Origin of the sequence: Streptomyces cyaneus (assembly GCF_004028635.1) — a bacterium.
In the GTDB taxonomy this organism is placed as follows: Bacteria; Actinomycetota; Actinomycetes; order Streptomycetales; family Streptomycetaceae; genus Streptomyces; species Streptomyces cyaneus.
This window is the reverse complement of the sequence record NZ_RQJW01000005.1, coordinates 429,059-443,190: the sequence shown is the minus strand read 5'-3', so window position 1 is coordinate 443,190 and position 14,132 is coordinate 429,059. Positions and strand designations below refer to the sequence as shown.

The 14,132-nt window shown below is 70.6% G+C and carries 13 protein-coding genes; 9 read left to right on the top strand and 4 right to left on the bottom strand.

Annotated features, from left to right (window positions below; genetic code table 11):
• Window positions 1-32 precede the first annotated feature (32 nt).
• Genes EHO50_RS20590 through EHO50_RS20580 form a run of 3 tightly spaced genes read left to right on the top strand, consistent with a single transcriptional unit; the run spans window position 33 to window position 2,952 of the window.
• Entirely contained in the window at window positions 33-1,610 is a 1,578-nt protein-coding gene (locus EHO50_RS20590; RefSeq protein ID WP_128431848.1) for a 4-coumarate--CoA ligase family protein, read from the top strand.
• A complete protein-coding gene (locus EHO50_RS20585; RefSeq protein ID WP_128431846.1) occupies window positions 1,607-2,341 on the top strand; it encodes an enoyl-CoA hydratase family protein in 735 nt (244 codons plus the stop codon). Before EHO50_RS20590 ends, EHO50_RS20585 begins: the two co-directional genes overlap by 4 nt.
• Window positions 2,329-2,952, top strand: a complete 624-nt coding sequence (locus EHO50_RS20580; protein WP_128431844.1) for a TetR/AcrR family transcriptional regulator — start codon at window positions 2,329-2,331, stop codon at window positions 2,950-2,952. The genes EHO50_RS20585 and EHO50_RS20580 overlap by 13 nt, the downstream gene beginning before the upstream one ends.
• A 36-nt stretch (window positions 2,953-2,988) precedes the next feature.
• Here EHO50_RS20580 and EHO50_RS20575 read toward each other — a convergent pair whose 3' ends face one another.
• A complete protein-coding gene (locus EHO50_RS20575; protein WP_128431842.1) occupies window positions 2,989-4,338 on the bottom strand; it encodes a serine/threonine-protein kinase in 1,350 nt (449 codons plus the stop codon).
• Between the two features lie 242 nt (window positions 4,339-4,580).
• Window positions 4,581-5,681 carry a citrate synthase 2 gene (locus EHO50_RS20570; RefSeq protein WP_128431840.1) on the bottom strand — a complete coding sequence of 367 codons (1,101 nt, stop codon included), beginning with the start codon at window positions 5,679-5,681 and terminating at the stop codon, window positions 4,581-4,583.
• Window positions 5,682-5,970: 289 nt separating this feature from the next.
• On the opposite strand from EHO50_RS20570, the gene pdxH reads away from it, so the two are divergent.
• Window positions 5,971-6,660 carry a pyridoxamine 5'-phosphate oxidase gene (gene pdxH, locus EHO50_RS20565; protein WP_128431838.1) on the top strand — a complete coding sequence of 230 codons (690 nt, stop codon included), beginning with the start codon at window positions 5,971-5,973 and terminating at the stop codon, window positions 6,658-6,660.
• Window positions 6,661-7,155: 495 nt separating this feature from the next.
• On the opposite strand, the gene iscB is transcribed toward pdxH, so the two are convergent.
• Window positions 7,156-7,848, bottom strand: coding sequence for an RNA-guided endonuclease IscB (gene iscB / locus EHO50_RS45125; protein ID WP_246101271.1), 693 nt, complete (start codon window positions 7,846-7,848; stop codon window positions 7,156-7,158).
• A 493-nt stretch (window positions 7,849-8,341) separates the two neighbouring features.
• Between iscB and EHO50_RS20555 the strand changes: the two genes are divergently transcribed.
• From EHO50_RS20555 to EHO50_RS20545, 3 genes are all read left to right on the top strand, one after another.
• Window positions 8,342-8,752 (top strand): RidA family protein, encoded by a 411-nt coding sequence (locus EHO50_RS20555; RefSeq protein WP_128431835.1) that lies wholly within the window; start codon window positions 8,342-8,344, stop codon window positions 8,750-8,752.
• Window positions 8,745-9,194 carry a GNAT family N-acetyltransferase gene (locus EHO50_RS20550; RefSeq protein ID WP_246101269.1) on the top strand — a complete coding sequence of 150 codons (450 nt, stop codon included), beginning with the start codon at window positions 8,745-8,747 and terminating at the stop codon, window positions 9,192-9,194. Before EHO50_RS20555 ends, EHO50_RS20550 begins: the two co-directional genes overlap by 8 nt.
• Window positions 9,195-9,329: 135 nt before the next feature.
• A complete protein-coding gene (locus tag EHO50_RS20545; protein ID WP_128431833.1) occupies window positions 9,330-10,799 on the top strand; it encodes a PAS domain-containing protein in 1,470 nt (489 codons plus the stop codon).
• 47 nt (window positions 10,800-10,846) lie between these two features.
• Here the strand turns inward: EHO50_RS20545 and EHO50_RS20540 are convergent, their stop codons facing one another.
• Window positions 10,847-11,602, bottom strand: a complete 756-nt coding sequence (locus EHO50_RS20540) for an SIS domain-containing protein (protein ID WP_128431830.1) — start codon at window positions 11,600-11,602, stop codon at window positions 10,847-10,849.
• A 295-nt stretch (window positions 11,603-11,897) separates the two neighbouring features.
• Here EHO50_RS20540 and EHO50_RS20535 point away from each other — a divergent pair, with 295 nt between their 5' ends.
• Complete coding sequence (locus EHO50_RS20535) at window positions 11,898-12,590, top strand: iron-dependent transcriptional repressor DtxR (RefSeq protein ID WP_062703554.1); 693 nt, start codon at window positions 11,898-11,900, stop codon at window positions 12,588-12,590.
• 666 nt (window positions 12,591-13,256) lie between these two features.
• A complete protein-coding gene (locus tag EHO50_RS20530; protein ID WP_128431828.1) occupies window positions 13,257-14,126 on the top strand; it encodes an alpha/beta fold hydrolase in 870 nt (289 codons plus the stop codon).
• Window positions 14,127-14,132 lie beyond the last annotated feature (6 nt).

Below are 14,132 nucleotides of genomic sequence, written 5' to 3'. Positions count from 1 at the left end.
AGCCGTCCGGCACCGTGTCGCGAGGAGGAACCGTGTTCCGCAGCGAGTACGCAGACGTCCCGGCCGTAGAACTCCCCATCCACGAGGCCGTACTGGGCCGGGCCGCCGCCTTCGGTGACGCGCCCGCGCTCATCGACGGCACGGACGGCACCACCCTCACCTACGAACAGCTCGACCGTTTCCACCGGCGCATCGCCGCCGCCCTCGCCGAGGCGGGCGTCCGCAAGGGCGATGTCCTCGCCCTGCACAGCCCCAACACGGTCGCCTTCCCGACCGCGTTCTACGCGGCCACGCGCGCGGGTGCCTCCGTCACGACCGTGCACCCGCTCGCCACGCCGGAGGAGTTCGCCAAGCAGCTGAAGGACTCGGCGGCCCGCTGGATCGTCACCGTCTCGCCGCTGCTGGAGGCGGCCCGCCGGGCCGCCGAACTCGCCGGCGGGGTCCGGGAGATCTTCGTCTGCGACAGCGCACCGGGACACCGCTCACTCATCGACATGCTGGCGTCCGCGGCCCCCGAACCGCAGACCGACATCGACCCCGTGACGGACGTCGCGGCCCTGCCGTACTCGTCGGGCACCACCGGCATACCCAAAGGTGTGATGCTCACCCACCGCCAGATCGCCACCAACCTCGCCCAGCTCGAACCCGTCATCCCGGCCGGCCCCGGCGACCGCATCCTCGCCGTGCTGCCCTTCTTCCACATCTACGGCCTGACGGCCCTCATGAACGCGCCGCTGCGGCTGGGCGCGACGGTCGTCGTCCTGCCCCGCTTCGAGCTGGAGACCTTCCTCGCGGTGATCCAGAACCACCGCATCACCGGCCTGTACGTGGCCCCGCCGATCGTCCTCGCCCTCGCCAAGCACCCGCTGGTCGCGCAGTACGACCTGTCGTCCCTGAAGTACATCGTCAGCGCCGCAGCCCCCCTGGATGCGAAGCTCGCGACCGCCTGCTCGCAGCGCCTGGGCCTGCCCCCGGTCGGCCAGGCGTACGGCATGACGGAACTGTCCCCCGGCACCCACGTCGTCCCCCTCGACGCCATGAACGACGCGCCCGCCGGCACCGTCGGCAGGCTCATCGGCGGCACCGAGATGCGCATCGTCTCCCTCGACGACCCCGACAAGGACCTCGGCATCGGCGAGTCCGGCGAGATCCTCATCCGCGGCCCCCAGGTCATGAAGGGCTACCTCGGCCGCCCCGACGCCACCGCCGCCATGATCGACCCCGACGGCTGGCTGCACACCGGCGACGTCGGCCATGTCGACGCCGACGGCTGGCTGTTCGTCGTCGACCGCGTCAAGGAACTCATCAAGTACAAGGGCTTCCAGGTGGCCCCCGCCGAACTGGAGGCACTCCTGCTCACCCACCCCGGCATCGCGGACGCGGCCGTGATCGGCGTCTACAACGACGACGGCAACGAAGTCCCGCACGCGTACGTGGTCCGCCAGCCGGCCGCCACCGACCTCTCCGAAGGAGAGGTCATGATGTACGTCGCCGAACGCGTCGCCCCCTACAAACGCGTGCGCCAGGTCACCTTCATCGACGGCGTCCCACGGGCCGCCTCCGGCAAGATCCTGCGCCGCGAACTGCGGGCACCCAGGGAGGCCACATGACACTGATCGGCCGTACACGCGCGCGTGCCGTGCAGACCCTCACCCTCGACTCCCCGGACAACCGCAACGCGCTCTCGGCGGCGCTGGTGGGCGAGCTGACCGACGCGCTGTCGGACTGCGCCAAGGACGCCGACGTACGCGCGATCGTCCTCACCCACACCGGCAACACCTTCTGCGCGGGCGCCGACCTGCGCGACCCGCCGCCCCCGGACGCACTGGTGGCGCTGCTCCGGCAGATCGTGGAACTGCCCAAACCGGTGGTGGCCCGCGTCACCGGACACGTACGCGCGGGCGGCCTGGGCCTGCTCGCGGCCTGCGACATATCGGCGGCATCACACGAGGCCACCTTCGCCTTCGCCGAGGTCCGCATCGGAGTGGCCCCCGCGGTCATCTCCCTCCCGCTCCTGCCCCGCACCGACCCCCGCGCCCTGGCCCGCTACTACCTCACCGGCGAACGCTTCACCGCGCGTGAGGCCGCCCGCATGGGCCTGCTCACGACGGAGGGCGAGGACGTCGACGAGACCCTCGCCCCCGTCCTGGACGGCCTGCGCCGCGCCTCCCCCCAGGCCCTGGCCGAGACGAAGGCGCTGCTCACGGCTAAGGTGCTGGAAACCTTCGACCGGGACGCGGCCGACCTGACCGCACTCTCGGCCCGGCTGTTCTCCTCCGCGCAGGCCCGCGAGGGAATGACGGCCTTCCTCGAAAGACGGGATCCCGAATGGGTGGTGTGAGCACAGTCGGCGACCGCGTGGACCGCGCGGACCGCGTGCCCAAACAGGACCGCAGCCGCGCCACCCGGCAACGGCTCCTGGAAGCCGCCGTGGCCTGCCTCGCCGAGCACGGCTGGACGGGCTCCACGGTCTCCGTCGTCGCCGAACGCGCCGGAGTCTCCCGCGGCGCCGCCCAGCACCACTTCCCGACCCGCGAGGACCTCTTCACCGCGGCGGTCGAGTACGTAGCCGAGGAACGCTCCCTCGCCCTGCGCGCCCTGTTCCCGCAGGGCGCCGCGGGCGACCGGCGCGCGGTCGTCTCCGCCCTCGTCGACCTCTACACCGGCCCCCTGTTCCGCGCCGCCCTGCACCTGTGGGTGGCTGCCTCGAACGAGGAGCAGCTGCGGCCCAGGGTCACCGAACTGGAGGCCCGGGTGGGCCGCGAGACCCACCGGATCGCGGTGGATCTGCTGGGCGCCGACGAGTCCAGGCCGGGCGTGCGGGAGACGGTCCAGGGCCTCCTCGACATGTCCCGAGGCCTGGGCCTGGCCAACCTCCTCACCGATGACACGGCCCGCCGCGATCGCGTGGTGGCGCAGTGGGCGGTGTTGTTGGAGGAAGTGCTGGACTGAGGGCCTCCCCGCGGCGCTGAGGCCGGAGCCCGATTGTCAGTCGTCCTCGCCGCTGTCTTCGCCGTCGTCGTCCTGTTGCGCCTCGCGCTGCTTCTGCAGGTCCTTCGTCTCCTGATCGCGCAATTTCTGTTCGCGTTCCTCTTGCTCCCGCTTCGCCTCGTCCTGCGCTTCCTGAACGGCGCTCGCCTGCGCCACCGGGCTCGGGGAGGCGGTCGGGGACGGGCTCGATTCCAGGGGGGAGGTGGATGCGGAGGCGCTCGGGCTGGGCGGTGACTTCGTACCCTCCGACGCGGTGTTGTCGGGGGAGAACCACAGCATGCCGAGAAGCATCGCGGCCACGAAGAGCACCGCTCCGGCCACCATGGCGGCCACGCGCCGGGTCCCGGCCCGGGAACGGGATCGGGCGCGGGAGCGGGGGCCGGATCGGCTTACGGAGGCTGTTCCTTGGGCCGACGGCAGCATGTACGTGGTCGGCGTGCTCGCCTCACCCACCTGCTGTGCCCGGGCGGGGGACGCCGGTGCGACCGCCCGCTGCCGGGACGGTGACGTCGCGTCGGGCAACGGCTCGGGGCGTCCCTGCCAGGCGCCGCCGGCGAACCAGTCGGCGGCCTGCTGGGCGGCCGGCCGGTGCTCGGGGTCCTTGGCAAGCAGGCCGAGGAGGTAGTTCTCGAAGGCCGGCGGGAGGCCGGAGACGCCCAGCTCGCGGGGCGGCACGGGGGCGGCGTCGAGGTGCTGGTGCAGGATGGCGACGGCGGTGTCCGCGTGGAACGGCGGGCGGCCGGTGAGGAGTTGGTAGAGCACACAACCCAGCGCGTAGACGTCGGAGGCCGGGCCCGCCGGCTTTCCCAGGGCGCGCTCGGGGGCGAGGTAGAGACTCGTGCCGACGATCTGGCCGGTGGCGGTGAGCGCGGCGCCGGGGTCGTCCAGGAAGCGGGCGATGCCGAAGTCACCGATCTTGAGGGTGCCGTCGGCGTCCAGGAGCAGGTTGCCGGGCTTGATGTCCCGGTGGACGATGCCCTGCCGGTGCGCGGCGGCAAGACCCGCGGCGGCCTGGGCGGCGATACGTGCCACGCGCTCGGCGGGCAGCGCGCCGAACTGCGACGCCACCCGGGCGAGACTGTCGCCCGAGACCAGCTCCATCACCAGGTAGAGCCGGTTGTCGTGCTCGCCGAAGTCCCGGACGCCGACCACGTTCGGATGGTCGATCCGTGCCGCGGTCTGCGCCTCCAGCCGGAACCGGGAGGTGGCGGTGGGGTCGGAGTCCTGGGGCAGCAGGAGCTTGACGGCCACCGGCCGGGCCAGCGTCTCGTCGTACGCCCGCCAGACCTCCCCCATCCCACCGCGCCCGATCGACTCGCTCAGCCGGTAGCGGCCCGCTATCAGCACCTGTTCTCATCCTCATGCCGTGGGACGTCTCGGTCGCCGCAGGCCGTAACTCACCACATGGGGACGGGTGATGGTGAGGGGGCGCCGCAGCCGACCCAGCATACTGGCGCAGTGGATCAGTCACGTTCCGTATGCCTGCGTCACCGGCGCGGGCCGGCCGCCGAGCGGCATCACGCGGAGCCGGTCCGCCCAGCGTGATGCCGGCCCGCCGCAGAGGTCGGGGATCCCGGGAGCGCTCAGGATCAGTGCGAAATGTCCGCGTAGCCCTCGACCTCGCGCGGGTCGCGCGAGCCGGGGCCGATGTAGCGCGCGGAGGGGCGCACGAGGCGGCCGGTGCGCTTCTGCTCCAGGATGTGCGCCGACCAGCCCGCCGTACGGGCGCAGGTGAACATGGACGTGAACATGTGCGCCGGGACCTCCGCGAAGTCCAGCACGATGGCGGCCCAGAACTCGACGTTCGTGGCCAGCACCCGGTCCGGACGGCGGGCGTGGAGCTCCGCCAGGGCCGCCTTCTCCAGGGCCTCGGCGACCTCGAAGCGGGGAGCGCCGAGCTCCCGGGCGGTGCGGCGCAGGACCCGGGCGCGCGGGTCCTCGGCGCGGTAGACGCGGTGGCCGAAGCCCATGAGGCGTTCACCCTTGTCGAGGGTCTGCTTCACATACGCCTCGGCGTCACCGGTCCGCTCGATCTCCTCGATCATGTGCAGGACACGGGAGGGAGCGCCGCCGTGCAGCGGGCCGGACATGGCTCCTACGGCGCCGGAGAGGGCGGCGGCCACATCCGCGCCGGTGGACGCGATGACGCGGGCCGTGAAGGTGGACGCGTTCATGCCGTGCTCGGCGGCGGACGTCCAGTACGCGTCGACAGCGGCCACGTGCTTGGGGTCGGGCTCGCCCCGCCAGCGGATCATGAAGCGCTCGACGACGGACTGGGCCTTGTCGATCTCGCGCTGCGGAACCATCGGCAGGCCCTGACCTCGCGCGGACTGGGCGACGTAGGAGAGGGCCATGACGGCGGCGCGGGCCAGATCGTCCCGGGCCTGCTCCTCACCGATGTCGAGGAGGGGTTTCAGTCCCCACACGGGGGCCAGCATGGCGAGCGCGGACTGGACGTCGACGCGGATGTCGCCGGAGTGGACGGGGATCGGGAAGGGCTCGGCGGCCGGCAGACCGGGCCGGAACGCGCCGTCGACGAGCAGACCCCAGACATTGCCGAACGAGACATGGCCGACCAGGTCCTCGATGTCGACGCCCCGGTACCGCAGCGCGCCGCCCTCCTTGTCCGGTTCGGCGATCTCCGTCTCGAACGCGACGACTCCTTCGAGCCCGGGTACGAAGTCGGACATCAGGCGGCTCCTCGTGATGTGTGCGACGGATGGGTTGTGGGTGGGACGACCACATGTCGTCGGCAGAGATCGGGACTACGCCCGGTGGATCCACGGTCACGAACTCGGGGACTCGCGGTCCGGGGCGTACCCCTGTGATGCCCCGCGCGGTCGGCGGTCATCCAACCGCGACGACATCTGAACGATATCTCCGAGTGCCACCTTTGGGGAGACCTTGCGGCACTCAGTGCCATCCGAGATGGGCGACACCATGCCGGACGGCGGTCGCCGCATACGGCAAGATGACCGCGTGACCGACCGAGACGCCGTCCCCCTCGATCCCGCCGAACCCGTCCCCGACCCCGCCGCCATGCGCAAGCACTACCGGGCCGAGGGCCTCGCCGAGACCGACCTGGCAGCCACTCCGGTGGAACAGTTCGCGCGCTGGTTCAGGCAGGCCGCCGCGGAGGCCCACCTCTTCGAGCCGAACGCGATGATCGTCTCCACCGCGGACGCCGAGGGCCGGCCCAGCTCCCGCACGGTGCTGCTGAAGCAGTTCGACGAGCAGGGCTTCGTCTTCTACACCAACTACGACTCCCGCAAGGCCCGCGACCTCGCCGAGAACCCGTACGTCTGCCTGCTCTTCCCCTGGCATCCGATGGCCCGCCAGGTCATCGTCACGGGCGTGGCCCGGCGCACCGGTCGCGACGAGACCGCCGCGTACTTCCGCACCCGCCCGCACGGCTCCCAGCTCGGCGCCTGGGCCAGCGCCCAGTCCTCCCTCATCGCCACCCGCGCCGACCTCGACGCCTCGTACGCCGAGCTGGCCGCGCGCTATCCCGAGGGCGAGCAGGTGCCGGTGCCGCCGAACTGGGGCGGATTCCGGGTGGCGCCGCAAGCGGTGGAGTTCTGGCAGGGCCGGGAGAACCGGCTGCACGACCGGCTGCGGTATGTGGCGGAGCAGGACGGGAGCTGGCGGGTGGAGCGGCTCAGTCCGTGAGCGGCGGGGCCGGTACAGGGGCCTGCGACAGCAGACGACCCGCGAGCTCGGGTCCCTCCGCCTGACGGCGGGGGAGCCGGCCGGACGTACCGGCGAGCTCGCGGGTCGGGTGACTGCGTTGGATTGGCCGGCTGCGCGCATTGCGCACACGCTGGTCCGGCACCGCACTGGGTGGGGTGTCGGGCCGTTAGCCCGCAGCCACCTCGCGTGTCCGGGTTTCCGTCATTAGCCGAACCACCTCCTCTCTCACGTGAGCAGCACTCTAAAAACCGGTCGGCCACCGATCAACCGGTTTTTCGAGATGTTGACGGCGGAGATTCCAGTCGAGTGCTGTAGCCGTACCCATCGCCCTGTTGCAGGAGCCGAAGGTTCCAGTGCGAAACATTGATCCGGCCTGTAGGAGTTGTGAGGCTGTGCTGTCCCCTGGCCCGGACTGAGATACGTGCCGTCCAGGTCCCTGCCCACTTGCCGGTGGGCATGACGGCGCGCACCAGATCACCGGTTACGTATCCGAAGTGCTGCTTGGTTCGAGCTTCCTCGGCTGCGGGGTGTGAGGTGCTCGATGTTGAGGGGGACGCCGGTGGCGTCGCAGTAGGCGCAGGCGTTGTTCCACTTGGCGCGTAGGTGGGCGCGATCGTCGGTTCCGGCGAGTGTTCCTTGCTCGTGTTCGGCTCCTCTGAGGGTTCTGCCCGCGCTCATGGAGTGGGTGTCGAAGGCGACGTTTTCCACGTGGATCTCGCTGACGGGGGCGTAGCGGCTCAGGCGGTTCGCGAGGGAGCAGGTGGTGTCGACGCGATGGCGAAGGGAGGGCGGTAGCCATCCCGCCGGGTGGGTGCGGTTGTCGTGGCGGGGCGCTCGGTAGCGGCAGTTGGCGGATCGCCGTCTGTGTCGGTATCCGGCACGCTGACGCATGCACGCTCGGATCTGGTCGCCGCGATGCTGGAGCTCGATGGAGATGAGGGCGCGTCGGACGGTGACGGTGGTGCCGTGTTCGTCGGTTTCCTTCTTCTCGTCGGTGAGGACGAGGCCGGTGCCCTTGGAGCCGGGGTCGATGCGTAGTTGCACGCCGTCGACTGCCGATTCGGCTCGCGTGCGGTCCTTGATGCGGATGGTGAAGGGGGCTTGCCGGGCGACGACGGCTCGACCCTTGCCGAGGAGTTCGCGGGCCCGGGCAGGGTGGCAGGGCATGAGTGGTTGCCCTTCTTTGGACAGCACGAAGACTCTGCCCGCGCCCACGCCACCTGTGTACGACCGGATATGTGTGGGAGCGTCACCGCTCCCGTTCTCTGCCTCCTTCGCCGCAGCGGCGGCGCGCTTGGCGTGACGCCGACGGGCCCTGGTGCCGTGCCCGCCAGTCTCCCCTCGCCCATGTTCCCTGCCGGTGCCCCGCGCGGTGGCGGGGCGTCCGTGAGCCGTTTCGTCCCTACTCCCAGGGGTGTCTGCTCCCACGAATTCCAGAGCAGGCTGCTGAGGAAGCACAGCCTGGTGGGTTTGCTCGCCTGCAGGAAACGTAGTCATCAGTGCACCTCCCTGATCATGCCGATCGTGATGACTGGGGCTGGTCACTCGGCGACCTTGTGGTCGGGGAGCGAGTGACCTCCTTTCCGAAGTACGCGGCCCCGCTGTCAGGAGGTTGGTTACGCGATAGACGTATCAGTGCAGGTCACCTAGCGTTCCGTACATGACAGAGCAGCAGGCGGTACGGCAGGCGATCCTCAGCGGTTCGACGTTCGAGGAGCAGATCGGGTACGCGCGTGCCGTGGTCGACGGGGACTGGGTGCATGTGTCGGGGACGACCGGGTTCGACTATGCGTCGATGACGATCTCCGAGGACGTGGTGGAGCAGGCCGAGCAGTGTCTGCGGAACGTGGGGGCCGCGCTGGAGGAGGCGGGGTGTTCGTTCGGCGATGTGGTGCGGGTGCGGTACCTGTTGCCGGAGCGGGCGGACTTCGAGCCGTGCTGGCCGGTGCTGCGGCGGTACTTCGGGGACGTGCGGCCGGCGGCGACGATGATGATGTGCGGGCTCGCCGACCCTCGTATGAAGATCGAGATCGAGGTCTACGCCCGGCGGGGGAGTGGCGCTCGTGTCTGACCTTTCCGGATTTCGGACAGCGCCGGTCGACGGCGAGGTCATGCTTCAGGAGTGGCGGCACGTCCACAACGTGATCGTTCCGCCCGCGGCCATGGATCTCGACGAGGTACGGGAGCGCAGCGGGCGGTACCGCCTGCGGAACGCGTACGTCGGTGACGTCCTCGTCGGCTGCTCGACCGTGCGGCCGCCGGAGGGTGAGGACGCGGTGGCGACGGTCATCGCGCGCGTGCTGCCCGAGTACCGGCGGCGCGGGTACGGCACGCAGCTGTACGAGGAGGGGCTCGCCCACGCGCGCGTGCTGGGCGCCAGGGTGATCGAGACCTGTGTGCTGGCGGTCAACGAGGACGGGCTGCGGTTCGCCGAGGCGCGCGGGTTCGTCGAGACCGATCGGTATGTGCTGGACGGCGAGACCGATGAGTGGTTCGACCTGCGGCTGGAGTAGTCGCGGAGCGGCGCGTACAACGATTCCTTCAATCTTGGGGAACACGGTGTGTGCTGCGTCACGTTCGAGTTAGATGATTGCAAGTGAGCGAACGGACGCGTCGTACGTGCGGACGCAGCTTGGCAGGGGGTCCAGGTGAGTGCTTCCCGGCGTAGTGGGACCACCGACGAGCTGGGGCCGGACGAACCCGAGCGGGATGGTCCGGACGGTTCGGCAGGTGGTTCGGAGGGTTCTGCAGGCGGCTCGGATCTGCTGGCCGCGCTGCTGGACGGCATGGACGCGGCCTTGTGCGCCTTCGACGCGGACGGGGTCGTCACCCATTGGAATCGTGAGGCGGAGCGGATCCTGGGGTGGACTGCGGCCGAGGCCGTGGGGCGGCACGGGTTCGCGGGGTGGGCCGTGCGCGAGGCCGATGCCGAGGAGGTCGAGGGGCGGCTGATGGCCGCCATGCAGGCGCCCGGGCGGCAGGTCCATGAGTTCGCCCTGCTGACCAAGGACGGCGGGCGGGTGCTCGTACGGACGCAGTCGGCGGCCGTGCGCGGTCCGGACGGTAAGCCTGCCGGGCTGTACTGCGCCTTCAGCGAGGTGCATGTGCAGATCGATCTGGAGCGGTCGATCGCGCTGAGCGAGGCACTGTTCGAGGACGCGTCGTGGGGTGTGGTGCTCGTCGACGCGGATCTGCGGCCTGCGGTGGTGAACGCTCATGCCGCTCGGGCGCTGGGTATCGGGCGTACGTCCGTGCTCGGGCGGCCGCTCGGGGAGTTGCTCGCCCAGGGGGTCGAGGAGCTGGAGAGCGCGCTCACGCATGTGCTGGCGGAGGGTGCGCCGCCCGCGCCGGCCGAGATCTGGGTGAGTGTGCGGACACCGGAGGGTGAGCGGCGTCGGTGCTGGCGGTGTGGCTTCGTACGGCTGGCCTCGCCGCTCGCGGAGGAGCCGGTGCCGTTGGGGGTGGGCTGGCTCTTCCAGGACGTGACCGAGGGCAAGCAGGCGGAGCAGGAGGGGGCGCAGCTGCGGTTCCGCACGAATCAGCTGCATCGGGCCGCGCGGGCTGCCGCGGAGTGCGAGGACCCTGCGGAGGCGGCGACGGTACATCTGGACTTCGCGCTGGCCGGGTTCGCCGATCATGCGCTGATCGACCGGGTCGCGGGCGGGGAGCTCCTGGATGCGGACACGGCGGGGTCGGTGCGGCTGGTTCGGGTCGCGGTGACGCCCTCCGGGGCGCCGGGGCCGAGTCTGCTCGGCGGGGAGGCCGGGTTGCCGGTGCGGTACGGCGAGGGGCATCCGGCGTTGCGGTGTGTGGCGCGGGCCGGGTCCGTGCGGGCCGACGCCGGTGATGTGCCGGCGGAGCAGGCGCGTGCGTGGGCGGTGGGCCGGCAGTGGCCGGCGGAGACGGTGCACGCGCTGTGTGCGGTGTTGCGGAGCCGGGGGCGGACGCTGGGGGTCGTGACGTTTCTGCGGGGTGCCGGGCGCACTGCGTTCGAGCGGGGCGATGCGGTGTATGCGGAGGGGGTGGCGGTGCGGATCGCTTCCGCGTTGGATTTGGCGGGGGCGCTGGGCTCGAAGGGTTCGAGAGGCTCGGAGGGTTCGAGGGGCTCGGACGCTTGAAGTAGCGATGCGTTGTGAGTGCCGGTAGCTGTCAGTGTCGGTAGCTGTCAGTGCCGGTAGAAGATCCGGTCGCCGTACTTCTCGAACACCTGGCGGTTCCACTCGTGGCCGCCGTCCACGTTGCCGGAGCGCAGGAGTGGGGGCTCGATGCCGCGGGCGGCCAGGGTGGCGGCTGCCGTGGCCATGACGGCCTGGAGGAGCGCGCTGGTGACGACCGTGGACGCGGGGGCGAAGGGGGCCGGGATCGCGTCGAGGGTGAGTTCCGCGTCGCCGATCGCGATCTTCGAGTCGAGGACGATGTCGCAGTGGTCCTTGAGGTAGGTGCCCGAGACGTGGCGGGACGTCGTCTCCGAGGCGTACGCCACCGATGTCACGCCGATGACCCTGGCGCCGAGGGTGCGGGCGTGCATGGCCATCTCGACGGGGAGGGCGTTGCGGCCCGAGAGGGAGATGATCACGAGGGCGTCGCCGTCGCGGAGGGGGGAGCTGTCCAGGACCGCGCTCGCGAGGCCGTCCACGCGTTCCAGGGCGGAGCCGAGGGTGGCGGGCATGACGTCGACGCCTACGACGCCGGGGACGGCGAGCAGGTTCATCAGGGCGAGGCCGCCCGCGCGGTAGACGACGTCCTGGGCTGCGAGGGAGGAGTGGCCGGCGCCGAAGGCGAAGAGCCGGCCGCCGGTGGCGACGGTGTCGGCGAGCAGGGTGCCGGCTGCCTCGATGCTCTCGGCCTCCTCGTCACGGACCCGCTGCAGCAGGCCGATGGCGGCGTCGAAGAACTGGTCGGCCGGCTTGCTGTCGCTCATGCGGGGCCCTCCGGGGTGGCGGTCGCGTCGGGTGGTCGGGTGGGGTGTGTCGCGGATCACCGTGCGGTCTGGACCAGTGTGGTGTCAATACGGCCGGATGCCTGCGGCGGCCCGTTACAGACGCCCGTCCGCGTGCCGGCGCCGCGGGGAGGTGCGGCCATATAACCCCCTGCTTTCAACGGCGCGGCACGGTTGTCTGTGGTATCCGGCAGAATTGACTGCAGGGCCAGCGCACGCGCCGTGGAGCTGTCTCGCTTCCGGCTGAGCTAATCGCAGAGCTAATCGAGGGGCACGTATGTCCGGACTGATCGACACCACGGAGATGTATCTCCGCACCATCCTCGAGCTGGAGGAGGAAGGTGTGGTCCCCATGCGCGCCCGGATCGCCGAGCGGCTGGACCAGAGCGGACCGACCGTCAGCCAGACGGTGGCGCGGATGGAGCGTGACGGACTGGTGTCCGTGGCGACCGACCGGCACCTGGAGCTCACGGACGAGGGGCGGCGGCTGGCCACCCGTGTCATGCGCAAGCACCGCCTCGCCGAGTGTCTGCTCGTCGACGTGATCGGGCTGGAGTGGGAGCAGGTGCACGCCGAGGCGTGTCGCTGGGAGCACGTGATGAGTGAGGCGGTGGAGCGGCGGGTGCTGGAGCTGCTGCGGCATCCGACCGAGTCGCCGTACGGCAACCCCATCCCCGGCCTGGAGGAACTCGGCGAGAAGGACGGTGCCGATCCGTTCCTGGACGAGGGCATGGTCTCGCTGGCCGACCTCGACCCGGGGGTCGAGGGCAAGACGGTCGTCGTACGCCGTATCGGCGAGCCCATCCAGACCGACGCGCAGCTGATGTACACGCTGCGCCGGGCGGGAGTGCAGCCCGGCTCGGTGGTGAGTGTGACCGAGTCGGCGGGCGGTGTGCTCGTGGGCAGCGGCGGTGAGGCTGCCGAGCTGGAGGCGGACGTCGCCTCCCATGTTTTCGTCGCCAAGCGCTGAGTCGGCGGCACCTGTCATCTCGAGTTCCCTCCCGTGTAATTCCCGGTAAGGGAGCGGGAGTTGTGGCGATCCGTCGATCTCGTCGATTCCAAGATCCAGTGCGCTGAATCGCAGCGCTCGGCCGTTTCGCGTGCCAGGCTGTCGACAGCGATGCGTCCGGCCGGGGAGGGGGCGGGAGGATGTGCCGTGAGTGTGGAGAGGGCCCCGGCGCCGTGTGGCGCCGGGGCCTGTCCTCCCCTGTGCTGACCCGGAGCCCCGAGCTCCCAGGGTCATTCCCCTCGGACCGTTTTCCCCGAGCGGTCCGCCTCCCGCTGAAGATCTCCCCTCGGCGATGGCGATCAATCCTCGCGGGGGGTCACTCGAATGAGGGGTGTTGCCCGCAGAGACCGCATTTTCGAATAGAGGTTCGATAGCCTGCGGGTGACGGGTCATGCGGAACGTGCGCTTCATGAGTGTGCGCATAAGATCACGTCAGACACACAGGACATGCACATCGCGTGCGAGGGCGTCTACGCTGCGTGCGGCGCGGGTGGCGCGCCGTGTTCGCGTGAGCGACGGCAGATACGGCAGGCACAGCAGACACGGCAAGCAGGACGCGGTTCACAGGATCGGCCGACTCGAGCGGGAGCGAGCGGTCCGAGCGGAGCTAGGGGGGTGCCAGGACCAATGGCGCGGCGCATCGACGTGACCGGTACAGGCGGCGTACGTCTCGCAGCCTGGGAGTTCGGCGACCCTCCCAAGACCGACCCCGCCAAGGAGCACGACCGTACGCCCGGCGTTCTGTTACTGCACGGCCTGATGGGCCGCGCCTCGCACTGGGCCTCCACCGCCCGCTGGCTCTCCGAGCGGCACCGTGCGGTGGCCCTCGATCAGCGCGGCCACGGCCGTAGCGAGAAGCACGTGCAGGCCGCCTTCACGCGTGAGGCGTACGTCGACGACGCCGAGGCCGCCCTCGAACAGCTCGGCCTCGGCCCGGCCGTCCTCATCGGCCACGCCATGGGCGCGCTGACCGCCTGGCAGCTCGCCGCCAAACGGCCCGACCTGGTGCGCGGCGTGATCATCTGCGACATGCGGGCCTCCGCGCTCGGCTCGGCCTCGCAGCGGGAGTGGGCGGACTGGTTCAAGTCCTGGCCCGTTCCCTTCGCCACGCTTGCCGATGTGCGCAAGTGGTTCGGTGAGGACGACCCGTGGGTCGAGCGGCCGAACCCTGCGCGCGGGGAGTTCTACGCCGAGGTGATGCACGAGTGCGAGGACGGCTGGCGGCCGGTTTTCGAGCCGGACCAGATGCTCAAGTCCCGGGAGCCGTGGGTGTTCGACGCGCACTGGGAGGAGTTGGCGCAGGTTCAGTGTCCTGCGTTGGTTGTGCGCGGCCTCGATGGGGAGTTGGGCCGGGCCGAGGCTCAGGAGATGGTGCGGGTGCTGCCGCGAGGGGAGTACGCGGAGGTCGCTGACGCCGGTCATCTGGTGCACTACGACCAGCCGGAGGGGTGGCGAGCTGCCATCGAGCCGTTCCTGGATTCGGTGAGGGTGGGATGACTTGTG

What these genes read in the sequence shown, in the direction of transcription:
- EHO50_RS20580 (WP_128431844.1), top strand. Translation starts at nt 2,329, where the DNA reads ATGGGTGGTGTGAGCACAGTCGGCGACCGCGTGGACCGCGCGGACCGC.
- EHO50_RS20540 (WP_128431830.1), bottom strand. Translation starts at nt 11,602, where the DNA reads ATGAGCGACAGCAAGCCGGCCGACCAGTTCTTCGACGCCGCCATCGGC.
- EHO50_RS20585 (WP_128431846.1), top strand. Translation starts at nt 1,607, where the DNA reads ATGACACTGATCGGCCGTACACGCGCGCGTGCCGTGCAGACCCTCACC.
- EHO50_RS20555 (WP_128431835.1), top strand. Translation starts at nt 8,342, where the DNA reads ATGACAGAGCAGCAGGCGGTACGGCAGGCGATCCTCAGCGGTTCGACG.
- EHO50_RS20530 (WP_128431828.1), top strand. Translation starts at nt 13,257, where the DNA reads ATGGCGCGGCGCATCGACGTGACCGGTACAGGCGGCGTACGTCTCGCA.
- iscB (WP_246101271.1), bottom strand. Translation starts at nt 7,848, where the DNA reads ATGCCCTGCCACCCTGCCCGGGCCCGCGAACTCCTCGGCAAGGGTCGA.
- EHO50_RS20570 (WP_128431840.1), bottom strand. Translation starts at nt 5,681, where the DNA reads ATGTCCGACTTCGTACCCGGGCTCGAAGGAGTCGTCGCGTTCGAGACG.
- EHO50_RS20535 (WP_062703554.1), top strand. Translation starts at nt 11,898, where the DNA reads ATGTCCGGACTGATCGACACCACGGAGATGTATCTCCGCACCATCCTC.